A 25,522-nucleotide genomic window follows, 5' to 3' on the forward strand; every position below is an offset into this window, starting at 1 on the left:
ATGGAGCGTCAGTTGTCACCGTTGTATCTTGCCAGCACCTCGCTGATGGAAGCATCCATCTCGAGTCGGTGGTTGCGGATGTACAGCCCGCGATCGCAGAACCGCTTGAGGTCGCCCTCGCGGTGGCTCACGAAGAACAGCGTGCGCCCGCCCGCCAGCATCTCGTCGATGCGTCGGTAGCACTTCTCGCGGAACGACTTGTCGCCCACGGCGAGGACCTCGTCGACGAGCAGGATCGGCTCGTCGAGCTGCGAGACGACCGAGAACGCCAGGCGCACCTTCATGCCGCTCGAGAGATGGCGATAGGCCGTGTCCTGCGACTCCTCGAGCTCCGCGAACTCAATGATCTCGTCGTAGAGACCGGCGATCTGCTTCTTGCTCATGCCGTGCAGGCCTGCCGTGAGCCGCACGTTCTCCCGCACGGTGAGATCGCCGACGAATCCGCCCGTGATCTCGATGAGCGGGGCGACGCCGCCGTTCACCCGCACGGATCCCTCGTCGGGCAGGAGCACTCCCGCGACGAGCTTGAGGAGGGTCGACTTGCCCTGGCCGTTGCGTCCGACGACGCCGATCGACTCGCCGGGCTTCACCGTGAACGACACGTCTCGCAGCGCCCAGAAGTCGCCCGTCGGCGTGCGGCGCGACGCATCGGCGAACATCGACTTGATCGAGCGCCGCCCCTTGCGGTTGCGACGGAAGCGCACACCGAGCCCGTCGACCTCGATCGCATTGCGCGCGTCTTCGACGGTCATCACAGCTCCTTCAGCACGGGACGCTCGAGCCGACGGAAGACGACGATCCCGAGACCGAGGAAGACGACGCTGATGATCGCGCTCATGCCGACGGCGAGCGAATCCCACTGCTCCGGGAAGAACGCCGCGCGGTACATCGTGAAGATGCCGGAGAGCGGGTTGAACATACCGAGCTCGCGGAAGACGCCGGGAACGTCGTGCACGCCGTAGATGATCGGCGACGCGTAGAACAGGGCCCGCAGAATCAGACGTGTCGTGCGCTCGAGGTCGCTGAACAGCACGCACAGCGGGGCGACGAGCAGACCCAGGCCGACGAGGAGGATCGTCTGGACGACCACCGCGACGGGGAACCAGAGGACCCCCCACCCGAAGCTCGCGCCCCCGAACACCGCGAAGACGACGAGCACGGGCAGCGAGCAGAGGAACTCGGTCCCCTTCGACAGCACGATGCGCCCGATCCAGATCGAACGCGGAATCGACGTCGACCGCACGAGCTTCGCGTCCTTGTTGAATGCCTTCGTGAAGTCGCTGACGGCGGAATTGAACCACACCCACGGAAGCAGCGCGCAGATGAGGAACACGATGTAGGGATCCGAGCCCACGCTCCGGTCGAAGATGACCGTGAACACGAACCAGTAGATCGCGCTCATCACGAGCGGATCGAGCACGCTCCAGAGGTACCCGAGCCAGCTCGTCGCGTATCGCACGCGCAGGTCGCGCGCCGACAGCAACCACAGCGAGTGCATGTAGCGCCGGAGCGTTCCCGGTGCGCCGACGACGGATGAGCTCACGGTTCCTCGTCTCGACCACGCATCAGCGGTCTTTCCTCACGGCGCGACGCACCCGGCGCGCAGCGCGGCCGGCGGCGTAGCCGAGGAGAGCCACGGCGGACGTCTCGTCGACGAGCGGACCACGATCTTCAGCGGCCGACCGCTGCGTCTCGGCGCCCTGACGCGCGGCATCACGCTCGTCTGTGAGTCGGTCGATCTCGACCCTCGCGCGTATGTCGGCGTCCTCGACGAGGCCGATGCTCGCGCGCACGGCGGTGTCGACCGGCACGTCCGGCGCGCTGTTGTGCGCAGCGTCGCCGGTCGCACGGCTCGGCGAGCGGAGGACCTCGAGATCACCGACGACGCGCACGCCAGCGGCATCGATCTGATCGGCTTGTGCCGCACTGCGCGCATCGGCGATCTCGGCGGCCCAGCGCGGCAGCGTCAGCTTTCGCTCCCCCGGCCCCGGCGTGCGGCCGAGCAGCGCGTGCGGAAGACGCATCGGCAGACGCCCCTGGCGCTTTGTGAGCGGCGATGCCGGATCCGCATAGGCGCGATTCAAAGCGAGCATGACGCTCGCCTCCTCAACGGTCATACTCCGATTCGCGACGCTGCCGTCGTCCTCCGCTTTCAGGAAACCGCGGTCGAGCCCGAGCATGTCCTCGAACGCGTCGGTCAGCTGATCGCGGTGTGCGGGGTCCACGACGACCACCGTGACGTTCTCGGGGCCGACGATCCGCGCCCAGCGCTCCACGATGTCGCCCTGCGAGGCCCGTTTGGCCAGATGCGCGACCTGCCACCTCGTATGGCTGTCAGGCGCCGCGCGATCCGTGAGCACGTATTCGACCCACGATTCGAAATCGTGCAGCATCGTGGACTTCAGAAACTCCTGCCACGTCGACGTGAGGATCGTGCCGAAGGGACGCACGGAGACGACGACATGGACACGGTCGCCCAACTCGTCGCGGAAGCGTCGGACCTGCGCCTCATCGCTCTCGGAGATCCACTCGTGGGAGATCCAGATGCGGCGCTCATCGTCTGCGTCGATCGTCGACATCAGATCGTCCCAGTGCTCGCGACCGGGGACGCCGTTCGTCTCGGCGAGTTTGCGCTCCATGAGCGCAGCGGCGGGGATCAGGTGATCGTGGCGCTTCGTAAGCGTGCGCGGGTACACCACCCCCGCCCGCAGGAGCGGCCCGCGCAAGCGCACAGCCGTGCGCTGAAGCGCGGTCGTGCCCGTCTTGGGCAGCCCGATATGGAGCAGCCGCGCGCGCTCCGGCAGAAGGAGCGGATTCTCGCCGATCTCATCGGCCGTCGGCGGCGTAGCGGAGGTGAGGCCGCGCGTCCCGTCCCGATCAGCCAGTGGTTCGCCGAGCGCGTACTCGAGCTCTCCTCGCGCCGTGAGCTCCGCTCGCACGGCATCGCCGTTCGCGATCTTGTCGAAGGGCCCCACCCGGACGTCCTGCCGTTGGAACCGCTGCCGGGGCTCGGTGGTCGGAAGTGTGACGCGCAATCCCTCAGCCGCGAGGGTCGCTCGGACGTCGCGCAGGAGCTCGCCCTTCGGCCGGTCGACATCTCGCGCGTAGGACAGCACGCGATACCCCTTGCCGATGCCGTCGAGCGCGTCGGCGATGCGCTCGAACCAGACGTCGTTCTCACGCGACCACGCGAGGAAGTCGTCGGCATCGATCTCGGGCCGGATCCCGCTCGTGTCGGTGTGCTTCCAGCTTTCCGCGAGAAGCGCCTTTCGATACGACACGTACACCGACAGCCGATCGCGCACGAGGAACATCGCGCGGCGGTGGGGGGCGGACAGGAGCCCGATCAGCGCGTCATGTTCGACCTGCGACGGGAAGACCTTGTAGGCGAGGACCCCGCGGCCCGTGTGCCGCACAGCCTCGGCCAGAGCGGAGAGTGCCTCCTCCCGCTGCTCGCGAAAGAACCGGATGAGCTCGGGATCCGTCTCGGACCCGGCTCGCACGTCCGCCGCCTGGACGAGAGCCGGCAGCAGGTTCTCGCGTCCCGTGCCGTACACGCCACCGGGGTTGAAGATCTCGTACAGCCCCACGACCTCCGGCAGCCCGTCGAGACACTCGCAGAAGTAGTTCGTGCCGTTGCGGGGGGCCGAAAGGACGACGACCTCGGGCAGCGACGCTCCGTCCGTCCCCGTGCTCTCGGCGCTCTCGCTCATCGGTTTCGCCCTCAGGCCAGCTGATTGTTCCACATCGACAGTGCCGACCCGATGGCCATGTGCATGTCGAGGTACTGGTACGTGCCGAGACGGCCGCCGAAGTGGACGCCCTTCTCGCCCTTCGCCAGATCACGGTACGCGAGGAGGCCCGCGCGATCGGCGGAGGTGTTGACGGGGTAGTACGGCTCGTCGTCGCGCGACGCGAAGCGCGAGAACTCGCGCATGATCACCGTCTTGTCGGACGGATACCGGTCGGCGCGCTCCGGGTGGAAGTGCTTGAACTCGTGGATGCGCGTGAACGGGACGTCGGCGTCGGGATAGTTCATGACGGGCGTGCCCTGGAAGTCGCCGACGTGCAGCACCTCTTCTTCGAAGTCGAGCGTGCGCCAGCTGAGCTCGCCCTCGGCGAAGTCGAAGTAGCGGTCGACGGGACCGGTATACACCACGGGGATCTGGCCGACGACGGCCTGCTTGTGGAACGGCTGCGACGTGTCGAAGAAGTCGACGTCGAGCTGGACCGTGATGTTCGGGTGGTCGGCCATGCGCTCGAGCCACGCCGTGTACCCGTCGGTCGGGAGTCCCTCGTACGTGTCGTTGAAGTAGCGGTTGTCGTAGTTGTAGCGCACGGGCAGGCGGCTGACGATGTCGCCCGAGAGATCCTTGGGATCCGTCTGCCATTGCTTGGCCGTGTAGTCGCGGAAGAACGCTTCGAACAGCGGGCGGCCGACGAGAGCGATGCCCTTCTCCTCGAAGTTCTGCGCCGACTTGACGTCGAACTCACCCGCCTGCTCCTTCACGAGGGCGCGCGCCTCGTCGGGAGAGTACGCCGCCTGGAAGAACTGATTGATCGTGCCGAGCGTGACGGGCATCGGGTACACGACGCTCTTGTGATTCGTGTAGACGCGGTGCACGTAGTTCGTGAACGTCGTGAAGCGGTTGACGTACTCCCACACCGTCTCGTTCGACGTGTGGAAGAGGTGCGCGCCGTAGCGGTGCACCTCGATTCCGGTCTCGGGGTCGGCCTCGCTGTAGGCGTTGCCTCCGATGTGATTGCGGCGGTCGATCACGGTGACCTTTCGGCCCGCGTTCGCGGCACGCTCGGCGATCGTGAGTCCGAAGAAGCCAGAGCCGACGACAAGAAGATCGGTGTCCATATCGGTCATTCTTCCATCGCGCGCGAGTCATTCCTGACAGGAGCGAGCGCATGTCACAGGAAGATCACGGCAGCGGCCCGCACTGGTCGATCCGGAGCAGCGCCGTACCCCCGTCGCTCGCGACCTCCGAGAACAACCCGGCCTCGACCGCCTCGTGCGGCGCCGGGAAGTGGTTTCCCGCCGGGTCTCCCCCACCGAACGCATGCGGGTCGTACAGGATGTACCGCACGCGCAGCGCGTCGAGCGCGGCGCAGATCGCCGGGTCCTCCGCGATCCACTCGAGGTTCCATGCCAGCTGGAACCGATGCTCATCCCACTGTCCGTTGACGTGCGGGAACACAGGCTCGCGCCCGGCGAACAACTGCGTGAGGGCGGAGCCATCCCACGGATCACCGAGGACGCGCTGGTCCGCCGGGACGACGTTGCGCACGACCGTGTCGAAGAACTCCACCTGCCGCGTCGAGACGACGGCGTCCACGGCGTGCTCGTGCGGCTGGAAGAAGACGGCGCCGATCGCGGCGCTCGTGCCGGAAAGCGCCAGGGTCGCGGCCGACGCGACGGCCACGACGACGGAGAGCGCCATGCCGACCGGCGCCCTGCGCGCGGGGCGCGCTCGTGCGAGCACACGCGCGAGCCACGCGATCCCGAGCGACGCGAGCGGGATCGCGAGCACCGGGATCGCCGCTGCGAGGCGGAACCGATCCTTGTACCAGACGCCCGTCGCGACCTTCGCGAACGCGCCGTCGGATCCCGCTGCCAGCGCGAACAGCAGGACGAGGAGGAGGAAGCTCGCGACGATCCATCGCGCACGAGGCACGCGCAGAGCGACGACGATGCCCACCAGGACGGCCAGGGCGACGAGCACTGCGGGAGCCGCCGTCTCCTCGCCCGCGCCGGTCATCGCGATCTGCGCGAACGCCTGGAGGACTCCCTCGGGGATCGTCTGCACGGCGGCCGCCTGCGGCCCGTTCAGGCGATCGGCGAGCGGCTCGTCGAGCAGTCCGAGCCCGACGACGGCATACGCGAACGCGGCGGCGCCGGCCAGCGCGACGGCGGACGATGCGCCGACGAGCCAGCCGATCGCCCGGCGCCGCGCGGCCCCGCCACGGCGGATGCCCCGGCGAAAGACGCGCGCGAGCAACCAGATGACGAACGGCGTGCCGATCACGACCCAGGTCGGCAGCACGCGCGGGTGCGCGACGCCCAGGGCGCCGATCGCGACCGCGATGCCCACGGCACCCGCCAGGACGACCGGCACCCGGCGCGCGCGCGTCGGCGCGGACATTCCGCGGATCGCGAGGATCGTGACGGCCACTGCAGCGGGCAGGAGGGCATGTGCGAGGAACGTCGGATAGATCGTTCCCCATGCGAGGAGCGCGTAGGGGAAGGCTCCGAACGCCGCGCCGAGCGGCAGCGCGACGATGGCCGCGACGGCCGCAAGCCGGGCCGGGACGATCGTCTGCGTCAGCCACGCGACACCCGGCAGCCAGATGAGTGCGCTGACCGCGATCCACGCGGCGTCGAAGGCGACGGCGACGCTCGCGCCGGACAGCTGCACCGTCGCCGCGGCGAGCAGGTGCCAGCCGTCCGGGTAGTACGCGATCCCCATCGCCTCGGTCTCGATGAGCGAGCGCAGGGTGAACGGTGACCCTGAGAATCCATCGAGGATCGCCGACACAGCGGACAGATGGAAGACGTTGTCGTACGTCTGCGAGATGCGGTCCGGGTCGGGCACCAGCGCGAACGCGACGATCGCCACGAGCACGGCCCCGAGGATCCATGCGCCCGCGAGCAGCCATCCGTTCGCGCGCGAGGGCGTGAGGCGGAGCGACGGGAGGAGCCGTCGCACACCCCACGCGACCGCCCACGCCGCCGCGGTCGGCACGAGCACCTGCCACGCCTGGAACGGCAGCCCCAGCGACCCGAACAGCGCCCCGGCGACGCCCCACGCGCAGACGCCGACGAGTCCCGAGAGAGCGACGCGGGCGAGGACGCCGGCCCGCAGCGGAGACGTCGCGATCAGGCCGGGGCCCAGGACGACGACTGCCGCGACCGCGAGGGCCGGCAGCGCGCCGAGCCACATCATGTGCGACGGATCCGGCGGCCGACGCCGCGGAGGGCCCGACGTGCGATGCCGGCGGCGGCTTCCGGCGGTGCGGGCGGCACTGATTCCTCCGTCTGAGCGAGGTGTGCCCGTCCCTCTGCGAGATCCGCGTCGCCGCTCACGAGACGGCGCGCGAGGCTGAGCTTTCCGGTCGCCGCGACCCGGCACGCGATCGCGTCCGCGCCGCCGCCGAGCTGTCGCGCGTGCGTCGACCGCCGGAGAGCCCGCGCGACCCGTCGGTCGATGTCGCCGCGAGCCGGGCACTCGCGCAGAAACGCGATGGCCCGCGCGACGAGAGCGTCGTCTTCGGTCGAGGCATCTTCGGAGGTCGCCTCCAGCAGGGCTGTCAGCGCGCGGTCCTGGCTCGCGACGGTGTGATGCGCGCGCAGGATCGCCTGTGCGGCGGCGTCGGAAGCCTCACGTCCGATGCCGAGGACGAGCGCGGCGCGCTGCCGCTCGCTCGCCCGGCGCAGGTCGGCGTAGTCGCGGGAGTCGTTCGCGGGCGCGGCGATCTTCTCCGCCGCCCACAGGTCAGCAGGGAACGCGCCTGCGAGGCGATCGAGATCGACGTCCGGCGCGGCGACGGGCCCGAGCGCGATCGCCTCCTCGACGGATCGCGCGAATGCGATGCCGGGGCGGCCGGTGCCGGCGTAGTAGTCGAGGTATTTGAAGGGGTGCTCCGCCTCGGGCACGAGCGGCCGGGACGGCACGCCGTACGCGTCCGCGAGCACCAGCGCGTGCAGCGAGCTCGCGACCACGAAGTCGGCTCCTGCGATGCGCGCCGCGATCTGCCGCGGATCCGCGAGCGGACTCACCACGCCGTCGCCGGCGACCCTGCCGAGCTCGTTCAGGTTGGGGACGGTGACGACTCCGCCCTGCTCCGACGGGACGATGTCGGGGAAGAGCCGAGGAAAGAGCAGAGCCGGGTCCCCATAGGTCTCCGGCACCGGGATCCCGAAGCCGAGCAGAACCGACCGCGTGAGCGGCCCCCGCACGGAGCGGACATCGAGCGGGTACTGGATGCGCTGGCGCACCTTGCCGTTGATCCCGGCCCCCCACACGACGTCCCCCGCTCGGGCGAAATGCAGGATGCTTCCCACAGAGAGGAGTCTGCCGGCGCCCCTCGCGACGGATTCCCCACGGAGCGCACGCACGAGCATCGGACCGATCTCGTCGCCGAAGTTCGTGGGCGCGCCGGGCTCGTCGGGACGCCAGCGCGGCACCCGGACGCCGAGGATCTCGTCATCGTCGAAGCTCACGTCGTGCAGCGCTCCCGCTCGAAGAATGGCGCGCGGCGTGGCTCGCCGCGGCGGATCATATTGTCGCATGCACCGAGCAGTGCGCTCGGTCGAGCACACATCGCGGAGGAGACCCTGCGGGGAGGATCCGTGCTCCCGCGAGAACTCCCCGATTCGCCGGAACCGGTGTGAGGCGGAGCGACGGAAGGAGCCGCCGCACTCCTCACGCGATCGCGAGGGCCGGCACGCCCTCGACCCACGTCATGCGCGCGCTGTCCCCCGGTCTGCGGTGTCAGAGCGCGGGGTCACCAGTAGCGGACGGTCGTTCCGATGCCGCGCTCCCAGCGGATGCTGCCGCCCTGGAACCACTGCACGCAGGCGTTGCCGGAGGACGAGCAGTTGCCGTCGCCCGTCGGATACCCGAGCCTCCCGGTCTGCCATCCCCGTGCACGCCACGCCTGCATGATGGCCCCAGATGTCGCATGCGTTCCCGTCGCGGGAGAGGAGTGGATCCGTCCGCCCTGAAACCGCTGCGCGCAGCCTCCTCGTTCAAGACCGCAGCGCTTGTCGCTGGTCGGGTACCCGAGCTTGCCGGCCTGCCACCCCTGTCCACGCCACGTCTGCATGAACGACCCCGTCGTCGGGTGGGCTCCCGTCTTCGGGGACCAATGGATCCGCCCGCCCTGGAAGCGCTGCGCACAGCCGCCGTTCTCGAGGCCGCAGCGCTTCTCCGACGTCGGGTATCCGAGGTGCCCTGCCTGCCAGCCGTGCGCACGCCACGTCTTCATGAAGACACCCGACGTCGAGTGCGCACCCGTGCCGGATGTCCAGTGGATCCGCCCGCCCTGGAAGCGCTGCGCACAGCCGCCGTCCTCCAGCCCGCACCGACGATCGGACGTCGGCTGGCGGAGAGAGCCGCTCCCCTTGCCTGTGGCATTCCAGCGGTCGTGGATCGTGCGCGTCGTCATGTAGGTGCCGTGGCCCTTGAGCCAGTGGACCTTGCCGTACTGGAACTGCTGAGTGCAGACCGTCGATGACGCATTGCACCACCGTTCCTTCGTCGGGTAGCCGAGCTCACCGGCCTGCCACCCCGATGCCCGCCACTTCTGAAGGATCGAGTTCGTCGTCGAGTGTGCCCCGGTGCCGCTCGTCCAGTGCACGCGCCCCTTCTCGAATCGCTGCGCACATCCCCCCTGCTCCAGCCCGCAGCGCGGATCCGACGTGGGGTAGCCGAGACGTCCGTTCTGCGACGACAGAGAGTTCCAGCGCGACTTGATCGCGCCCGACGTGTAGTGGGCACCGGTCTTGCTCGACCAGTGGATCGCCCCGCCCTCGAAGCGCTGGTAGCAGCCGTCGTGGCGCGCGAGACCGCACACCTGACGTGCTGTCGGCTGCCCCAGCGTGCCCTTGATGCCGCCGAGCGCACGCCACTTCGTGCCGATCGCACCCGTCACGGGATAATCAGGGCCCGCGGATCCGCGCGTCGGCCCGAACCAGTCGGTGTAGTAGTTGTAGAAGTTCCGGTTGCCGTACGCCGAACAGGAGTCGCCGACGCCGTAGCCGGCGTTCAGCGCCGCGCGATTCGGCTGATACGGCGTGTAGTAGTAGAGCGCCGCGGTCGCCTTGTTCTCGATGTGGACGCCGCTGGATCCGCAGCTCGCGTTCGGGTGGTACCGCACCGGCGAGGTCTTGCCCACGGGGTACCAGCTGAAGTACGAGTCCTTAGTATACCGCTGCAGCTGGTACGCCGCCATGTACATCTGGTTCTGGAACCCGAAGTAGGTCGTGTCGCACGCGGCATCGTCGGGGCAGGCGTATCCCATCGCGATGTCGTAACGGAAGTCGCTCGGCCACGTATGCGTCACGAGCCCCTGCTCCTTCTGGAGCATCACGATGAGCGCCTTCTCGCTGACCTTGCACGCCTTCGAGACCTTCGAGATGATCCGCGCGGCCGACTCGTTCCGCGCACCCGAGTACGAGCCGCCGCAGTAGCTGTTGGGCGACTTCGAGATGGTGTTCATCCGGAAGTCCTTGAGGCATGTGTAGCCGGAATCGCACTTCGGCACGCGCTGATCGAAGAAGTTCTGGATCTTCGCCGCAGACATCGTGCCCGACGTGTAGAGGTTGGCGTTGCTGATGATGTTGCCGGGGCGGAACCCTGAGAGCGACATCGCCCGCATCTCGTCGCCCATCGCCGCGGAGTAGGCGCCGGGGTCGGCCTCATCCTCGGTGTTCGAGCCGATGTAGTCGCCGTTCTCGGGCGTGGGGATCGACGGCTCCTCGGTCTCCTTCGGAGCAGGGCCCGCCGTGACCGTGGGCTCCGGCGTCGGATCCGCAGACGGCTGGCTGGTCGGAGTGGGCGTCGGCGCGATCGTGGCGGACGGGACCGTTGCGTCGACCGTGGGCCGGGGAGTCGGAGCGACCGTCGGGGTCGGTGAGGGCTCCGCCGTCGCAGCCGGCGTCGGAGCAGGTGTCGGCGTCGTATCGGCTGCCGCGGCCACCGGGACGAGCGCGCCGCACAGCGCCGCGATGACCGCGATGCTCAGAGCAGTGCGGCCCCTGCGGGCAGAGTCGTAGGCGATTCTGATGCGACGCATGGTCTTCAGTGTGACAGAAGTGATGTGAGCTCAACACCCGCGCGCGCGGACGCGCAGGCGGGAGACATACCATCGAGAGATGCGATCCGGACCGCAGGTGCTCGTCTTCCCGTCGTATCGGGACAACCCGTTCCTCAACCTTCTGCAGCTCGCCCCGCGAGCGGACGGCTTCCGTGTGCAGGCCGCGCACACGTACGACGACCTCGTCTCACAGGCCGCCGCACTCGAGACGGGCGACGTGGTGCACCTCCACTGGACGACCCCGATCCTGCAGCAGGCCAAGACGGCGGGCGACGCGTCACGTCGCCTCGACCAGATGGACGCGCTCATCCGCCAGCTGTGCACCCGCGGTGTCCGACTCGTCTGGACGGTGCACAACCGCCTCCCGCACGAGCTCGCGTTCCGCGACCTCGAGATCCGTCTGATGCAGCTCGTCGCCGACTCCGCCGACACGATCCACATCATGGCCCCGCACACGCCGGACGCGCTCGCCGACATCGTGCAGCTCAACCCGCAGCGGATCCGGGTGATCCCGCACCCCAGCTACGAGGGCGTCTACGACTCGGCGCTCACGCGCGACGACGCCCGCGACGCATTCGAACTCGCGAAACGCGACCGCGCGGTGCTGTTCCTCGGTCAGATCCGCCCGTACAAGGGCGTCGACGCGCTCGTCTCGGCCGCGAGCGCCGCGTCCGACGCACGGGGCGATGATCTCGTCCTGATGCTCGGAGGCGCCGTGAAGGAGATCACACGCGATGAGTTCTCCGCATCGCTGCCGAGCTCCCTGCGCACGATCGCCCACCTCGAGTTCGTGCCGGATGCCGATATCGCGCGCTGGTTCCGCTCCGCCGACGTCGCCGTCTTCCCCTACCGCGCGATCCTCAACTCCGGCAGCGTGCACCTCGCGGCGACGTTCCACGTGCCCGTGATCCTCCCGGGGGATCCGCGCCTGCGCGCGCAGTTCGGCGACGAGAGGTGGGTCCGGTTCTTCGACACCGAGCGCCCGGCCGAGTCGATTGCGGAGCTGCTCGCCGAGGACGAGCTGTTCTCGGATGTCGATGGTGCGGACTTCGAGCGGTTCCTCGCCCCGATCTCGCCGTGGGACATCTCTCGGGACTACGCCGCGCTGCTCCGTGAGCTGACCGCCGACTCCCCCGCAGCGCTCAGCGCCTGAGAAGGCGTCGCGCGAACCCCGCGCCCATGATCGCCGCGCGCCGCGCCGCACGCGGGAGCCAGTGTCGCCGCCGTCGCACCACGACGACACGATCGACGACGTCGTAGAGGAACGCGTCACGGGGCGTGTACGGGGGCAGGCTCGGCGCGCCGCCGACGTTGAGCACCTCGTCGCCCACCCGGAAGACGGGCGTGAGGGGGCGATGCATCGGCAGCGCGGCCGTCGGATAGGCCGCCGCCCACGTGCGGACGCCGCCCTGCTCCTCGGTCCACGTCACGCTCGCCGGTTCGATCAGCCGGAGCTCCCCGTCCGCAACAGACTTCTCGCCGTCGAAGAGCGCCGGCGCCGCATCGGACGCGGCCGTGCCCTCGATCATGAGCAGCGGGCCGCCCACGACCGACGTCACGCGGCCGGCGACTTCGGCACGACGCGCGACGCGGTCGTCGTCGCCCGACGGGCTCTGCCACGCCTCGACGGAGAATAGGAGCACGCGCTCCCCCAGCGATTCGCGCGCCTCCTCGACGAGCGCGCGCCAGTCGCCTGACCGCTCGACCGAACGCGGCATCGTGAGCTGACGTGCGAGGCGCTCCACGAGGAGCCGGCGCTCCTCGGACGCGAGGTCGGGACGGGACGGCAGCGTGGCGATCAGGTCGCGCCACGACGAGACGAGCGCGCGGCTCTTCTCCGCGTCCTCGACGTCGACGCCGGTCTCGGCGACGAGGGCGACGACACGTGCCGCGGAGAGCTCCCCTGCTGCCGCGAGCTCGAGCATCATCTGACGCAGCGGCGCGACGGTCGGTGCCGGCGCTGGCGTGCGGGCCAGCAGCCCGGAGAGCGCCTCGGCGACCGCGTCGTCGTCGGCGCTCGGCTCCTCCCAACCCGACAGGAACTTCACGACCGCCATGAACGCGTCGCGATCCCAGATGAGGTTCGCGTACACGCGCGAGAGCTCCGCGTCGCCGCGCTCGGCGACCAGATCGGCGCAGATCGTCTCCTGCCCGAGGTAGCTGAGGAGCGACGTCGCTGCGCCGGCTCGCGCAGTCATGGAGCCCGCGCCGGGGCGCTCGCGATAGAGGTAGACGACATCCGGGATGATGTCGATGCTGTCGGCCGCGAGGAACGCCGTCACCATGGGCGCGATGTCGTTCGAGCGCGGCACATCGGGGAAGCAGATCGCCTTCTCCTCCCAGAACGCGCGTCGCCACATGCGGTTCCAGCAGGGCCGGCTGTACAGCAGCGACGGCTCGTCGAGGATCGACACGCGCTCGCCCGGGTGGTCGAAGGCGGGCATGGCCGCCGTGGGCCGCCATGTATCGGCGGCCCGGAACTTGAGGTAGTCGCCGATCGCCATATCGGATCCGGATCGCTCGAGGCTGGCGACGAGAGCGGCGTAGGCGCCGTCGGGGATGAGATCGTCGCCGTCGGCGAAGACGAGGTAGCGGCCCCGTGCGCGATCCGCGCCCGTGTTGCGCGCGGACCCGCCGCCCGGTACGTCGGACGGGACGACCGCGATCCGCTCGTCCCGCGCCGCGTATTCTCGCGCGAGCTCGACGGTGCCGTCGGAGGAGCGGTCATCGACGACGATGACCTCCATGTCCTCGACCTGACGCAGGACCGAGTCGAGGGTCTGGCGGAGCCACGGGCGGACATCGTGCGTCGGAATCACCACCGACAGGAGGGGTGTCGAACGGTCGTCGATCGGAGCATCCGCGGAAGGTGACATAGCCGCACCAGGATATGCGACGCGCATGTCGGATCCGTGCGCCGAGACGTCGAGCTGAGCGGATCGTGAGTCGTTCCTTATGCGGGCGCGGATTGAGCGTTGCCGCGGGTGCACCGTGGCAGGATGGCAGGAGCGCCCTCACGGGCTTCAGGACCGCTCAGAAGAAGGAGATCTCCACATGCAGTTGAGCGTGATCGGATGCGGGTACCTCGGTGCTGTGCACGCTGCCTCGATGGCATCGCTCGGGCACCGGGTCGTCGGCCTCGACGTCGACGAGGCGAGGATCGCGATGCTCTCTGCGGGCGAGACGCCCTTCTACGAGCCCGGGCTGGACGAGATCCTGAAGGCAGGGCTCGCGTCGGGCAATCTCAGCTTCTCGACCGACTACGCCGACGCCGCAGACGCCGACGTGCACTTCGTCGGCGTCGGCACGCCGCAGCGCAAGGATGCTCAGGGCGCCGATCTCACGTACGTCGACGCCGCCATCACCTCGCTGCTGCCGCACCTGCGGCCGGGCGTCCTCATCGCCGGCAAGTCGACGGTTCCCGTCGGCACGGCCGAGCGCCTCGCCGAGATCGTGAAGCCCACGGGAGCGCACCTCGCCTGGAACCCTGAGTTCCTGCGCGAGGGCTTCGCCGTGAAGGACACGGTCGACCCCGACCGCCTCGTGTACGGCGTCGCCGACGACACACGCGATGAAGACGTGGCGATCCTCGATTCCGTCTACGCCTCGATCCTCGAGCGCGAGACCCCGCGCCTCATCACCGGCTACGCAACGGCCGAGCTCGTGAAGGTGTCGGCGAACGCCTTCCTCGCCACGAAGATCTCCTTCATCAACGCGATGGCCGAGATCGCCGAGGTCACCGGCGCCGACGTCACGCAGCTCGCCGATGCGATCGGCCACGACGTGCGCATCGGCCGCAAGTTCCTCAACGCCGGTGTCGGCTTCGGCGGCGGGTGCCTCCCGAAGGACATCCGCGCGTTCGCCGCCCGCGCCGAGGAGCTCGGCAAGGGCGAGTCCGTCGCCTTCCTCAAGGAGGTCGACGAGATCAACCTGCGCCGGCGCCAGCGCATCGTCGACCTCGTCGTCGACTCGTTCGACGGCCAGCCGTTCGGTCGTCGCGTCGCCGTCCTCGGCCTCGCGTTCAAGCCCGACAGCGATGACATCCGCGACTCGCCCGCGCTCGACGTCGCGGTGCGCCTCAAGGGCCTCGGCGCCGACGTCGTCTCGTATGACCCCGAGGCGATGAAGACGGCGCAGCGCGCCCATCCGCAGCTCGCCTACGCCGAGTCGCTCGACGCCGCACTCGAAGGCGCGGAGGCCGTCGCCATCCTCACCGAGTGGAAGCAGTTCCGGCAGCTCGACGCCGCCGAGACGGCGGCCAAGGTCGCGCGCCCCGTGATCTTCGACGGACGCAACATCCTCGACCCCGCCGACTGGCGCGCGGCCGGCTGGACCTACACGGGAATGGGTCGCTGAGCCCATGAACGATCCTCGGGTCGCCGTCGTCGTCCGCACCAAGGACCGCCCCCGCTTCCTCGACCGCGCGCTGCGCAGCATCGCCGGTCAGACGATGCAGGAGTGGGAGTGCGTCATCGTCAACGACGGCGGCGATCCCGCAGGCGTCGACGAGATGGTCGCCCGCGTCCCCGAGGAGCACCGCGACAAGGTGCGCGTGCTGCACCGTGCCGAGTCCCACGGCCGGTGGGCGAGCGCCAACGCGGGCATCATCGCCTCGACCGCTCCCCTGCTCGTCCTCCACGACGACGACGACTCGTGGCACCCCGACTTCCTCGAGCTCGCGACGCGCTACCTCGACCGAGAGAAGAACGAGGATCGCGGCGGCGTCGTCTCGAGGATCGAGATCGTCTGGGAGCACCTCGACGAGCACGGCGACTACGTCTCATACGGTCGCGAGACCTTCCAGCAGGACCTCACGGCGCCTGCCCTCACCGACACGATGCTCTTCAACCGGTTCGTCCCGATCGGCTTCGTCTATCGCCGCGCTCTGCACGACGAGCTCGGTCTCTACGACGAGCGCCTTCCCGTGGTCGGCGACTGGAACTTCACCCTCAAGGTGCTCGCGCGCGGCGGCCTTGAGTACCTGGATCCCGATGTCGCCTACGCGTACTGGCACCAGCGGCCGGGGCAGAACGGATCCACGGGCAACAGCGTGATCGCGAGCGATCGCGAGCACCGTCAGGTCGATGCGCAGATCCGCGACGAGGCGTTTCGCCAGTACGTGTCCGAGTACGGGCCGGGCCTGCCGCTCTACCTCACGAAGTTCATCGACCAGCGTCTGGTCGAGATGGAGGACCGCCTGCGCGGCGAGATCGAGCGCTACAGCCTCCCCGAGCGCGCTCTGCGCACGCTCCGGCGCAAGCTCGGCCGCTAGGCGGCCGAGCCGCCCCCTCAGTGGGGGGTGTCGCGGATGACCTTGACGGCCTCGCCGATCGGGCCGTCGAAGAGCACCTTGTGCTCGTGGATGACGATGCCGCGGCTGCAGAGCTTCTTCACGGTCGACATGTTGTGGCTCACGATGAGCATCGTGACGCCCTTCTGCGTGAGCTCCTCGAGCTTGGCGTTGCACTTCTCACGGAACGGCGCGTCGCCCACCGACAGCACCTCGTCGACGAGGAGCACGTCGAGATCGACGTGGATCGCGACCGCGAAGGCCAGGCGCATGAACATGCCCGACGAGTAGTGCTTGACCTCCTGGTCGATGAAGTCGCCGATCTCGCTGAACTCGACGATGTCGTCGAATCGCGCGTCGGTCTCCTTCTTCGTCATGCCGAGGATCGCGGCGTTGAGGTAGACGTTCTCGCGGCCGGACAGCTCCGGGTGGAAGCCGGCGCCGACCTCGATGAGCCCCGCGACGCGTCCGCGCGTGAACACGCGGCCCGCATCGGGCTCCATGACGCCGGACACCAGCTTGAGCGTCGTCGACTTGCCCGAGCCGTTGAAGCCGAGCACGGCGACGGCTTCGCCCTCGCCGACCTGGAAGCTGACGTCGTCGAGAGCCGCGAACTGATCGGCCCGGACCTTCTTGCCCTTGACGGCGCTGACGAACGCCTCTTTGAAGGAGTGCGTGTTGCGCTTGAGGAAGCGCTTCGTGACGCCGTCGACGATGATCGACGGCGGCGTGGTGCTGGTCTGCTCGAGAGTGTTCGACATCACAGGTCCTGGGCGAAGGTGCGTTCGAAGCGTCGGAAGGTGAGCTGGCCGACGATCAGGAAGATCACGCAGAGCAGGATCGCTCCCAGCGTGAAGTACTCGAAGTGCGGTGCGAACCCGGCCCACCCCTCAGGGTTGGTCTTCGCGTCGAAGGGCTCGACGGTCGGCTCCCAGAAGGCGAAGTGGAACAGCTCGACCGACACCGTGATCGGGTTGAGCAGCCACGTGTAGAACACCCATCCCGGCATGAACTCCTGGATGAGCTGCCACGTGTACAGCACGGGAGAGGCCCACGTCGCGAGCTGGCGCAGCACCTCGACGAAGTTCTGCGCGTCGCGGAAGCGCACGTTGAGCCCCGCGAAGAAGAGCCCCAGGCCCAGCGCCGCCATGCCCACGATCAGCAGGCCGAGGAGCATCGCCCCGATGCCCGCGATGCTGGGGACCCAGCCGTAGACGAGGGCCACGACGAGCAGGATCGCGAGCTGCGGCAGGAAGTGGATGAACGCGCCGATGATCGCGGAGATCGGGAAGAGCTCGCGGGGCAGGTAGATCTTCTTGACGAGGGCCTTGTTGTCGACGACCGCCGTCGTCGCGTTGCCGAACGCCTCGTTGAAGAAGCTGACCGTGATGAATCCGGAGAAGAGATAGAGCGGGTAGTTGTCGAGCCCGCGGTCCATCCCGAAGATGAACCCCATGACCGCCCAGTAGATGAAGAACTGAATCAGCGGCTTGACGTACGACCATGTCCAGCCGAGCGCCGAGTTGCGGTAGCGGGTCGAGATGCCCTTGCGCACGAGGACCGAGAGCAGGTAGCGCCACCGCAGCACATCGGCGAGGCCGCGGCTGCGCCCCGGGACATCGAAGTTCGACAGATCTATCGTCGTCACTGGATCGTGCCTCGCATCGTTCGGCCGCAGAAAGTCACACTGGATCCTATCGCTCCACCGGAATCCATCCTGGGAGCGGCCGGGCCGTTCACTCCGCGGTGCCCTCGGGGTGCAGCGCCTCGTCGACCATCTGCTGGATCGCCGCGGCATCCGGCCACTCCTGATCGACGCCCGCGTCGGGGTTCAGCTCGATCGTGGTGACCGGCTGGTCGCGCGCGAGCACCGCGAGGTCGACGAACGTCGACACCAGGCCCTGCGGCACATCCGTGCGGATCACGTCGGTTCCGGCGCGCGCGACCTCCTGGAAGCGCGCGAGCACGTTCTGCGGGGTCATCTGGCTGATGACCGCCGCCTGCAGCTCACGCTGGCGCTCCATCCGGTCCCAGTCGCTCGTCGTGTACCGCGAACGGGCGTACCAGAGCGCCGTCTCGCCGTCCATGTGCTGCTCGCCGGGCTCGATCCAGCCGGTCGCCCACTCCTCCGCGGGCTGTCCCTCGTACGACGGCCCCGGGCCCTCGGGAAGGCGCTCGTCGACCGTGATCTCGACGCCGCCGAGCGAATCGATGAGCGCGGCGAAGCCGTGCATGTCGATCATGACGTAGTACGGGATCTCGATGCCCAGCAGTCCCTCGGCCGCGTCCTTCGTCGCCTCGATCTCGGGTTCGGATCCGTGCTTCTCGGCGTCCGGGTAGAGGCTCGCACCGCCGTCCTCACGGCAGAACGACACGGCATTGGTGAGCTGGTTGATGCCGCTGTCCCATCCGCACGCCGGATCCGCCTGTCCCTCGAAGTAGTTCGGATACATCTCGGTCATGGGGCTCCCCTCGCTGAAGGGGAAGTGCTGCAGGTCGCGCGGGATCCCGGTGATGGTCACGGCACCGGTGTCGGCGTTGACGGAGATCACCGAGATGCTGTCGAAGCGCATCGAATCGCGCCCCTCGCCCGAGTCGGCGCCGAGGAGCAGCACGTTGTAGTAGCCGTCGCTCGGTGGCACGACGGGAGCCGAGCTGCTGAACAGCGTGCCGATGCCGCCGCCCGCGGCGAAGAGCCGCGGGGCCGCGAGCGCACCCGTCGCGCCCTGCAGGATCAGCAGCACGATCGCGAGCACCGCGATGAAGGCCTTCTGCGGGCGCGATGTCTTGACGAGGCGCACGAGTCGGATCGTGTTGATCGACAGGATCACCCACAGCACGGCGTACAGGGCCACGATCACCCCGAGCGCGATGAGGGTGAACGGCCGCAGAAGGAACCACATCACCGCAGACCGCCACAGCAGCACGCCGAGCACGCCGACGATGAGCAGCACCCACATGAGGATCGTCGCGCCGAGGCCGAACCTGCCGAGCTTCCGATTGCCGGCCAGCGACTGGGCGGATCCCGGCAGGAGGAAGTTGAGGATCACGAGCCACCAGCCGCGGCGCGTCATCAGCGTCGGGTCGGAGACATCGGGCGTGCGCAGCGGGGACTGCTCGAGGAGCGACCCGGCCGGGGCTGCCACGCGGTCGGCAGCGACCGTCACGACAGCGAGTCCTTGAGGCGTCGGTTCTTCTCCTCGACCTGCCGTTCGAGATCGCGCGCGTACTCCTCGACGCGGTCCGCGATCGCGGCGTCGCCCGCGCCGAGGATCCGAGCGGCGAGGAGGCCCGCGTTCTTCGCGCCGTTGATCGACACGGTCGCCACGGGGATACCCGCCGGCATCTGGACGATCGACAGGAGCGAGTCGAGCCCGTCGAGGGTCTTCAGCTGCACGGGCACGCCGATCACGGGCAGCGCGGTGAGCGAGGCGAGCATTCCCGGCAGGTGCGCCGCTCCGCCGGCGCCGGCGATGATCGCCTGCAGTCCGCGACCGCGTGCCTCGCGGCCGTAGGCCACCAGCTTGTCGGGCGTGCGGTGCGCGGAGACGACCTCGACCTCGTGGTCGATGCCGAATTCTGTGAGGGCCGCGGATGCATCCTGCATCACACGCCAGTCGGAATCGGATCCCATGACGACGCCGACGAGGGGCGCTTCAGACGAGTGCAGCACCATGCCAGGGTAGGCGACGGCCTTGTGTTCCCCTGTGAGCGCCGCGCGCGGGAGGTGTGCGTCGGCGTTCACGATGCCGGGAGCTCCGTCGTCAGTCGAAGTACGTTGCCGCGGCGCGAGCGACGTAGGCGGCGTCGGCGATGTCGTCGCTCGTCACGTTGACGTGCCCGACCTTGCGTCCGGGACGCGACGCCTTTCCGTACGTGTGGATCTTGGCACCCGGGTGCGCCTCCATCGCGACGGCGAACCGCTCGTCGATGTCGACGCCTTCGGGGCCGCCGAGGATGTTGATCATGCAGGTCGCGTCGGTGAGGGCGTCCGCGGATCCCAGGGGAAGATCGAGGACAGCGCGCAGGTGCTGCTCGAACTGGCTCGTGACGGCGCCGTCCTGTGTCCAGTGGCCGCTGTTGTGCGGGCGCATCGCGAGCTCGTTCACGAGAAGCCGCTCGTCGGTCGTCTCGAACAGCTCGACCGCGAGCATGCCGGTCACGCCGAGGCCGTCGGCGATCTGGGTGCCGATCCGGGCGGCGAGCTCAACCGCCCGCTCGCCCAGATTCGGCGCGGGCGCGAACACCTCGGCGCACACGCCGTCCTGCTGCACGGTCTCGACGACGGGGTAGGGCACCATCTCGCCGCTCGGGCGGCGCGCCACCTGCTGTGCGAGCTCGCGACGGAAGCGGACGAGCTCCTCGACGAGGATCGGCTCGCCGGCGAAGGCCTCGAACCAGTCGTCGGCCTCGGACGCTTCGGCGATCACGCGCACGCCCTTGCCGTCGTACCCGCCGCGCGGCGTCTTCACGACCGCGCGGCCGCTGTGATCGTCGATGAAGGCCTGCAACTCGTCGCGCGTCTGAACGCCCGCCCAGTCGGGCTGCGGCGCGCCGACGTCTGCGAGCTTCTGCCGCATCACGAGCTTGTCCTGCGCGAACTGCAGCGCGTCGGGACCGGGGTGCACGGCGACGCCATCTGCGACGAGCGCGCGCAGCACCTCCTGCGGCACATGCTCGTGATCGAACGTGACGACGTCGACGTCCCGAGCGAAGGCGCGCACGGTGTCGAGGTCGCGGTAGTCGCCGACCGCCGTCTGCGCCAGCTGCGCCGACATCCCGTCCTGCTCCGCGAGAACTCGGATCTGCACTCCGAGCTCGATCGCGGGAGCGATCATCATCCGGGCCAGCTGCCCGCCACCGATCACGCCGACACGCTTCGTCATGCGTCCATCATCTCAGGTTCCCCGACGCGCGCACGTCGGCGCCCGTCAGTGGTCGAGGTACGGATCCGCCGCCTGCTGCTGCGCCGCGCGATGCGCGAGGATCTGCCCAATCTCGACCTGATCCGCGAGCGCCTCGCCGACGAGCTTCGGGGTGCGGATGTTCTTCAGCTCGATCATCGTCTCCCCCGACGACAGCCGAAGCGTGCCGGTGCCGGCGAGCCGCTGCAGCGGCCCCCGCGACAGCTCCGTGCCGTACCCCGCCGTGTGCAGCAGCTCGCGGCGGTGACGGATGACGAGACCCCGCGTGACGATCACCCGCCGCGTCGTCAGCACGTACTGCCGCGACGCCCACCGCCACCACGGCACGACGACCAGACCGCCGACGACGACGACCGCCGCGAGGAGCAGCATCCAGTCCTCGAACGGATCCGGCAGGTTCGTGAGGAAGTACCCCGTCGCGCCCGACACGGCGATGAGCACGAGCGCCGACCAGGTGAGCCCTGCGGCGGATCCGCGGAACGTCGCGATCCGCAGCTCCTGCTGCGGCGGGGTCTCGTCGGTCATGGCTCCATTGTCGCGCGTGCGGAGAGGAACCGGCGCTCGACGTCCCGAGGCACCGACGATCTCGTGCCGGTCCGGCGCACCCCGACGAGTCCGCCACCCGCGCGGAGCCGGCGCGTCAGGCGCGGCGGAGGTGAACGATGTCGCCCGCCGAGAGCGCGTGGCGCTCCCCCGCGTCGATGACGATCCTGCCGTGCTCGTCCAGGTCGACCGCCGTGCCGACGAGCGCGTCGCCGCCCGGAAGATGCGCCGTGACCTCCTGCCCGATCGTGATGCAGTGCTCTCGCACGATGTCCCGCACGGATCCGCGCTCAAGCTGGGCGACGAGCTCACCGAGGCGCCGCAGGTAGTCGGCGAGCAGGCGGTCCTCGTCGACGTCGACACCCTTCGCGGCGAACGACGTCGCCGTCGGGACGGGCATCTGCTCCGCCGTCATGCGCGTGTTGACGCCGCTGCCGACGACGACCGTGTCGGGATCCGCGACCTCCGCGAGGATCCCGCAGATCTTCCGGCCGTCGACGAGCACGTCGTTCGGCCATTTCACGCCCGCGGCGGGCAGCTGCGCGGAGACGGCTTCCGCCATGGCCGTGCCGGAGATCAGGGGGATCCAGCCGCGACGCGCCACGGGGATCCGGCCCACCTTCAGGACCACCGAGATCGCGAGGGCGGTTCCGGGAGCCGTCTGCCACGCGCGATCGAGCCGGCCGCGACCGCCCCGCTGGTCGCGGGTGAGCAGGACGCCCAGGTGCCGCCAGGCTGGCGCCTGCGGCACGAGATCGGCGTTCGTGGATCCGGTGTGCGGAACGTCGACGACGCGCGGCGACACGGATTCAGCAAGCGACCACATGTGCTCGAGCCTACGGCGCGTCACCGCGGGGCAGCGTGTGCACATCCGCGGATCCGCGAGTTCTTTCCACAACGCCCCGTCCCCGCGCCGGGCGAGCACTCCGCGGAGTCGGCACGCTGGTCGGCACGCACTCTGAGCCGCTGGCTATTCGTCGAGATCCGCTCGGGACACCGATTTCGCCAGAGCCTCGGCGCATCATCAGCAGTTCGCAACGATGGAAGAGGACCGCATGAAACTGAGAGCCGCGCTCGCACGCCACGGCGGGTGGCGTCATCGAGCCGACCTCCTCGACGATGGCTGGACGGCCCGAGGGATCCTCTCCGCGCAGCGTCACGAAGGGATCCTCCAGCTGCGACGGAAGTGGCTGGTCCTGCCCGATGCACGGGCCGACATCCGAGAAGCGGCTCGGGTCGGCGGAGTGGTGACGTGCACGAGCGCACTCGACCGGTACGGGCTCTGGGTTCCGCCGGAGATCGAGGGCCATGCGATACCTCACATCGGCGTGTCCCCGGTCGCGAGCGAAGCACCCGTCGATGCGATCTCTCACCGCACGAAGCCCGTGGTCGCGAGACCGGCGCGCCGACTCGTGGATCCGATCGAGAACGTGCTGGCCCACATCGCGACCTGCCTGCCGGAGGTGCCCGCGTTCGCGGTGTGGGAGTCGGCTGTCCACGAGGGCCTCGCGACGCCCGAGCACCTCGGCCGCCTCACGTGGACGTCGCTTGCCGCCCGCGACCTCGCGAGCCGTGTCGGTCCTCTCTCGGATTCGGGCGTCGAATCGACGTTCGTCGCGAGGTGCCGACGCGCAGAGATCGCGGTCGTCCAGCAGGTGCGCCTGGCGGGCAAGCCGGTTGATGCGCTGATCGGTCGCCGCCTTGTCGTCCAGCTCGACGGCTACGCCTTCCATCGCGACACGGCGCAACGGCGCAAGGATCTCGCGCACGATCGAAAGCTGACGTCGATGGGATACACCGTGCTGCGCTTCAGCTATTACGACGTCATGCACTGCTGGGCCGTCGTCGAGCGCGACATCCGCCGCGCAATCGCCCAGGGTCTCGCGAGGTGATGGCGTGCGCCGATCCGCTGACGATTCGTCGAAACGGCGCGAAATCGACCGGAATCGCCAGCGGTTCGGCGCATCGTCAGCGTCTCGCGACCGGCGACGGCGACCGCAATCACGTCACCCGGCGAAGCGGCCCCAGGGCTGGCGGGCGTAGCGACGGAGTCGGCGAGAGCGCGACCAGCTGTCGACTCGGCGCTCCTCGGCAGTGGCCGACTGCGCCTCCTGCGCATAGTGCTCGGAGACGACGGCGACGACGGCCGCGAGCTCCTCGTCTGTCGGGTTGCCGCCCGTGATGCGCACCGCGGGCGCGCTCGCGCCGGGATCGAAGATCGTCATGATGCTCTCCTAGAGCGGGATGTTGCCGTGCTTCTTGGGCGGCAGCTCGGCGCGCTTGTGGCGCAGCGAACGCAGCGCCTTGGCGACCATGACGCGCGTGTGGGCGGGCTCGATGACCCCGTCGAGCTCGCCGCGCTCGGCGGCGAGGAACGGACTGGCGACGTTGTAGGTGTACTCGTCGGCGAGCTTGGCGCGGACGGCGGCGACGTCTTCTCCTGCCGCCTCCGCCTTCTTGATCTCTCCGCGATAGAGGATGTTGACGGCGCCCTGGCCGCCCATGACGGCGATCTCGGCGGTCGGCCACGCGAGGTTCACATCGGCGCCGAGCTGCTTGGATCCCATGACGATGTACGCACCGCCGTATGCCTTGCGGAGGATCACCGTGACGAGAGGGACCGTCGCCTCTGCGTAGGCGTACAGCAGCTTCGCGCCACGGCGGATGACGCCGGTCCACTCCTGGTCGGTGCCCGGCAGGTAGCCGGGGACGTCGACGAGCGTGACGATCGGGATCGAGAACGCGTCGCAGAAGCGCATGAAGCGCGAGGCCTTCTCGCCCGCCTCGATGTTGAGCGTTCCGGCCATCTGCTGCGGCTGGTTCGCGATGACGCCGACGGAGCGCCCTTCGATGCGGCCGAAGCCGACGACGATGTTGGGCGCGAACAGCGGCTGCACCTCGAGGAACTCGCCGTCGTCGACGACGCGGGAGATGACCTCGTGGATGTCGTACGGCTGATTCGGCGAATCGGGGATGATGCCGTTCAGCTCGCGGTCGAGATCGGTCGTCTCGAGCTCGAAGTCGGCGGTGTAGTCGGGCAGGTCCGCCATGTTGTTGTCGGGGAGATAGCCGAGCATGGTCCGCGCGTAGTCGAGAGCGTCCTCCTCGTCGTCGGCGAGATAGTGCGCGACGCCCGAGCGGGTGTTGTGCGTGTGCGCGCCGCCGAGCTCCTCCATGCCGACGTCCTCGCCCGTGACGGTCTTGATCACGTCGGGGCCGGTGACGAACATCTGGCTCGTCTTGTCGACCATGATCACGAAGTCGGTGAGCGCGGGCGAGTACACGGCACCGCCGGCGGCGGGGCCCATGACGATCGAGATCTGCGGGATGACGCCCGAGGCCTGGGTGTTGAGGCGGAAGATCTCGGCGTACTTGCCGAGCGCCAGCACGCCCTCCTGGATGCGCGCGCCGCCTGAGTCGAGGATGCCGATGATCGGCATGCCGCCCTGCAGCGCGAACTTCATGACCTTGACGATCTTGTCGCCGGCGACCTCGCCGAGCGACCCGCCGAACGTCGAGAAGTCCTGGGAGTACACGGCGACGGTGCGGCCGTGGATGGTGCCGATGCCCGTGACGACCGAGTCTCCGTACGGACGCGAGCGATCCATTCCGAACGACGTGGTGCGGTGGCGGACGTACTCGTCGAGCTCGACGAAGCTGCCGGGATCCATGAGCTGCTCGATGCGCTCGCGGGCGGTCTGCTTGCCCTTCGCGTGCTGCTTCTCGTGAGCCTTCTTCTCGGGCTCGACGACGGCTTCGGCGTAGCGGGCGCGGAGATCCGCGATCTTGCCCGCGGTGGTCGACATGTCGGGTTCGGTCACGCGTTCCACCCTATCCGCGCGATACCCGACACCCTTGGCGGACGTGCACAACGGATCCGCGAATCCTGTGTTCTTATCCGCCACGAACTCCGATCACGCACGCGGATGCGCTGGTT

Annotated in this window: 21 protein-coding genes; 4 read left to right on the forward strand and 17 right to left on the reverse strand. The window is 69.0% G+C overall.

What is annotated here, in order from left to right; translation table 11 throughout:
• Window positions 1–8: 8 nt before the first annotated feature.
• From KOL93_RS11100 to KOL93_RS11130, 7 genes are all read right to left on the reverse strand, one after another.
• Window positions 9–752 carry an ABC transporter ATP-binding protein gene (locus KOL93_RS11100; protein ID WP_221585419.1) on the reverse strand — a complete coding sequence of 248 codons (744 nt, stop codon included), beginning with the start codon at window positions 750–752 and terminating at the stop codon, window positions 9–11.
• Window positions 752–1,543 (reverse strand): ABC transporter permease, encoded by a 792-nt coding sequence (locus KOL93_RS11105; RefSeq protein WP_221585420.1) that lies wholly within the window; start codon window positions 1,541–1,543, stop codon window positions 752–754. The genes KOL93_RS11100 and KOL93_RS11105 overlap by 1 nt, the downstream gene beginning before the upstream one ends.
• Window positions 1,544–1,565: 22 nt before the next feature.
• Window positions 1,566–3,713, reverse strand: a complete 2,148-nt coding sequence (locus tag KOL93_RS11110; protein WP_221585421.1) for a hypothetical protein — start codon at window positions 3,711–3,713, stop codon at window positions 1,566–1,568.
• A gap of 11 nt (window positions 3,714–3,724) precedes the next feature.
• Window positions 3,725–4,867: a UDP-galactopyranose mutase gene (gene glf, locus KOL93_RS11115; protein ID WP_221585422.1), complete on the reverse strand. Its 1,143-nt coding sequence runs from the start codon at window positions 4,865–4,867 to the stop codon at window positions 3,725–3,727.
• A gap of 64 nt (window positions 4,868–4,931) precedes the next feature.
• Window positions 4,932–6,953 carry a DUF6541 family protein gene (locus tag KOL93_RS11120; protein ID WP_221585423.1) on the reverse strand — a complete coding sequence of 674 codons (2,022 nt, stop codon included), beginning with the start codon at window positions 6,951–6,953 and terminating at the stop codon, window positions 4,932–4,934.
• Entirely contained in the window at window positions 6,950–8,230 is a 1,281-nt protein-coding gene (locus tag KOL93_RS11125; protein WP_221585424.1) for a polysaccharide pyruvyl transferase family protein, read from the reverse strand. Before KOL93_RS11125 ends, KOL93_RS11120 begins: the two co-directional genes overlap by 4 nt.
• 284 nt (window positions 8,231–8,514) lie before the next feature.
• A complete protein-coding gene (locus tag KOL93_RS11130; protein WP_221585425.1) occupies window positions 8,515–10,806 on the reverse strand; it encodes a hypothetical protein in 2,292 nt (763 codons plus the stop codon).
• A 79-nt stretch (window positions 10,807–10,885) separates the two neighbouring features.
• On the opposite strand from KOL93_RS11130, the gene KOL93_RS11135 reads away from it, so the two are divergent.
• Complete coding sequence (locus KOL93_RS11135) at window positions 10,886–11,980, forward strand: glycosyltransferase (protein WP_221585426.1); 1,095 nt, start codon at window positions 10,886–10,888, stop codon at window positions 11,978–11,980.
• On the opposite strand, the gene KOL93_RS11140 is transcribed toward KOL93_RS11135, so the two are convergent.
• Entirely contained in the window at window positions 11,970–13,703 is a 1,734-nt protein-coding gene (locus KOL93_RS11140) for a glycosyltransferase family 2 protein (protein ID WP_221585427.1), read from the reverse strand. The two genes, KOL93_RS11135 and KOL93_RS11140, sit on opposite strands and share 11 nt — an antisense overlap.
• Before the next feature lie 178 nt (window positions 13,704–13,881).
• Between KOL93_RS11140 and KOL93_RS11145 the strand changes: the two genes are divergently transcribed.
• Both KOL93_RS11145 and KOL93_RS11150 read left to right on the forward strand, forming a co-directional pair.
• Window positions 13,882–15,183 (forward strand): UDP-glucose dehydrogenase family protein, encoded by a 1,302-nt coding sequence (locus tag KOL93_RS11145; RefSeq protein ID WP_221585428.1) that lies wholly within the window; start codon window positions 13,882–13,884, stop codon window positions 15,181–15,183.
• A gap of 4 nt (window positions 15,184–15,187) precedes the next feature.
• A complete protein-coding gene (locus KOL93_RS11150; RefSeq protein ID WP_221585429.1) occupies window positions 15,188–16,099 on the forward strand; it encodes a glycosyltransferase family 2 protein in 912 nt (303 codons plus the stop codon).
• 17 nt (window positions 16,100–16,116) lie between these two features.
• Here the strand turns inward: KOL93_RS11150 and KOL93_RS11155 are convergent, their stop codons facing one another.
• From KOL93_RS11155 to KOL93_RS11185, 7 genes are all read right to left on the reverse strand, one after another.
• A complete protein-coding gene (locus tag KOL93_RS11155; protein WP_221585430.1) occupies window positions 16,117–16,878 on the reverse strand; it encodes an ABC transporter ATP-binding protein in 762 nt (253 codons plus the stop codon).
• Entirely contained in the window at window positions 16,878–17,765 is an 888-nt protein-coding gene (locus KOL93_RS11160; protein WP_308291622.1) for an ABC transporter permease, read from the reverse strand. Before KOL93_RS11160 ends, KOL93_RS11155 begins: the two co-directional genes overlap by 1 nt.
• An 88-nt stretch (window positions 17,766–17,853) precedes the next feature.
• The gene (locus tag KOL93_RS11165; RefSeq protein ID WP_308291623.1) at window positions 17,854–19,284 is read right to left on the reverse strand and encodes an LCP family protein; all 1,431 of its coding nucleotides are present in this window, start codon (window positions 19,282–19,284) and stop codon (window positions 17,854–17,856) included.
• Complete coding sequence (purE, locus tag KOL93_RS11170; protein ID WP_221585616.1) at window positions 19,281–19,751, reverse strand: 5-(carboxyamino)imidazole ribonucleotide mutase; 471 nt, start codon at window positions 19,749–19,751, stop codon at window positions 19,281–19,283. Before purE ends, KOL93_RS11165 begins: the two co-directional genes overlap by 4 nt.
• A gap of 130 nt (window positions 19,752–19,881) precedes the next feature.
• Window positions 19,882–21,003 (reverse strand): 5-(carboxyamino)imidazole ribonucleotide synthase, encoded by a 1,122-nt coding sequence (locus tag KOL93_RS11175; protein ID WP_221585432.1) that lies wholly within the window; start codon window positions 21,001–21,003, stop codon window positions 19,882–19,884.
• A gap of 45 nt (window positions 21,004–21,048) precedes the next feature.
• On the reverse strand, window positions 21,049–21,567 hold the full coding sequence (locus KOL93_RS11180; RefSeq protein ID WP_221585433.1) for a PH domain-containing protein: 519 nt from the start codon (window positions 21,565–21,567) through the stop codon (window positions 21,049–21,051).
• Between the two features lie 115 nt (window positions 21,568–21,682).
• On the reverse strand, window positions 21,683–22,411 hold the full coding sequence (locus KOL93_RS11185; RefSeq protein ID WP_221585434.1) for a biotin--[acetyl-CoA-carboxylase] ligase: 729 nt from the start codon (window positions 22,409–22,411) through the stop codon (window positions 21,683–21,685).
• 229 nt (window positions 22,412–22,640) lie between these two features.
• On the opposite strand from KOL93_RS11185, the gene KOL93_RS11190 reads away from it, so the two are divergent.
• Window positions 22,641–23,477 carry an endonuclease domain-containing protein gene (locus KOL93_RS11190; protein ID WP_221585435.1) on the forward strand — a complete coding sequence of 279 codons (837 nt, stop codon included), beginning with the start codon at window positions 22,641–22,643 and terminating at the stop codon, window positions 23,475–23,477.
• 114 nt (window positions 23,478–23,591) lie between these two features.
• Here the strand turns inward: KOL93_RS11190 and KOL93_RS11195 are convergent, their stop codons facing one another.
• Both KOL93_RS11195 and KOL93_RS11200 read right to left on the reverse strand, forming a co-directional pair.
• Entirely contained in the window at window positions 23,592–23,810 is a 219-nt protein-coding gene (locus tag KOL93_RS11195) for an acyl-CoA carboxylase subunit epsilon (protein ID WP_221585436.1), read from the reverse strand.
• Window positions 23,811–23,819: 9 nt separating this feature from the next.
• A complete protein-coding gene (locus tag KOL93_RS11200; protein WP_221585617.1) occupies window positions 23,820–25,391 on the reverse strand; it encodes an acyl-CoA carboxylase subunit beta in 1,572 nt (523 codons plus the stop codon).
• Window positions 25,392–25,522: the final 131 nt, after the last annotated feature.

Origin of the sequence: Microbacterium salitolerans (assembly GCF_019720895.1) — a bacterium.
In the GTDB taxonomy this organism is placed as follows: domain Bacteria; phylum Actinomycetota; class Actinomycetes; order Actinomycetales; family Microbacteriaceae; genus Microbacterium.

Coding starts and splice junctions, on each gene's coding strand:
- KOL93_RS11200 (WP_221585617.1), bottom strand. CDS start 25,391: ATGTCGACCACCGCGGGCAAGATCGCGGATCTCCGCGCCCGCTACGCC.
- KOL93_RS11140 (WP_221585427.1), bottom strand. CDS start 13,703: ATGTCACCTTCCGCGGATGCTCCGATCGACGACCGTTCGACACCCCTC.
- KOL93_RS11185 (WP_221585434.1), bottom strand. CDS start 22,411: ATGTGGTCGCTTGCTGAATCCGTGTCGCCGCGCGTCGTCGACGTTCCG.
- purE (WP_221585616.1), bottom strand. CDS start 19,751: ATGGGATCCGATTCCGACTGGCGTGTGATGCAGGATGCATCCGCGGCC.
- KOL93_RS11190 (WP_221585435.1), top strand. CDS start 22,641: ATGAAACTGAGAGCCGCGCTCGCACGCCACGGCGGGTGGCGTCATCGA.
- KOL93_RS11145 (WP_221585428.1), top strand. CDS start 13,882: ATGCAGTTGAGCGTGATCGGATGCGGGTACCTCGGTGCTGTGCACGCT.
- KOL93_RS11175 (WP_221585432.1), bottom strand. CDS start 21,003: ATGACGAAGCGTGTCGGCGTGATCGGTGGCGGGCAGCTGGCCCGGATG.
- KOL93_RS11110 (WP_221585421.1), bottom strand. CDS start 3,713: ATGAGCGAGAGCGCCGAGAGCACGGGGACGGACGGAGCGTCGCTGCCC.
- KOL93_RS11155 (WP_221585430.1), bottom strand. CDS start 16,878: ATGTCGAACACTCTCGAGCAGACCAGCACCACGCCGCCGTCGATCATC.
- KOL93_RS11180 (WP_221585433.1), bottom strand. CDS start 21,567: ATGACCGACGAGACCCCGCCGCAGCAGGAGCTGCGGATCGCGACGTTC.
- KOL93_RS11135 (WP_221585426.1), top strand. CDS start 10,886: ATGCGATCCGGACCGCAGGTGCTCGTCTTCCCGTCGTATCGGGACAAC.
- KOL93_RS11150 (WP_221585429.1), top strand. CDS start 15,188: ATGAACGATCCTCGGGTCGCCGTCGTCGTCCGCACCAAGGACCGCCCC.
- KOL93_RS11195 (WP_221585436.1), bottom strand. CDS start 23,810: ATGACGATCTTCGATCCCGGCGCGAGCGCGCCCGCGGTGCGCATCACG.
- KOL93_RS11100 (WP_221585419.1), bottom strand. CDS start 752: ATGACCGTCGAAGACGCGCGCAATGCGATCGAGGTCGACGGGCTCGGT.
- KOL93_RS11130 (WP_221585425.1), bottom strand. CDS start 10,806: ATGCGTCGCATCAGAATCGCCTACGACTCTGCCCGCAGGGGCCGCACT.
- KOL93_RS11120 (WP_221585423.1), bottom strand. CDS start 6,953: ATGATGTGGCTCGGCGCGCTGCCGGCCCTCGCGGTCGCGGCAGTCGTC.
- glf (WP_221585422.1), bottom strand. CDS start 4,867: ATGGACACCGATCTTCTTGTCGTCGGCTCTGGCTTCTTCGGACTCACG.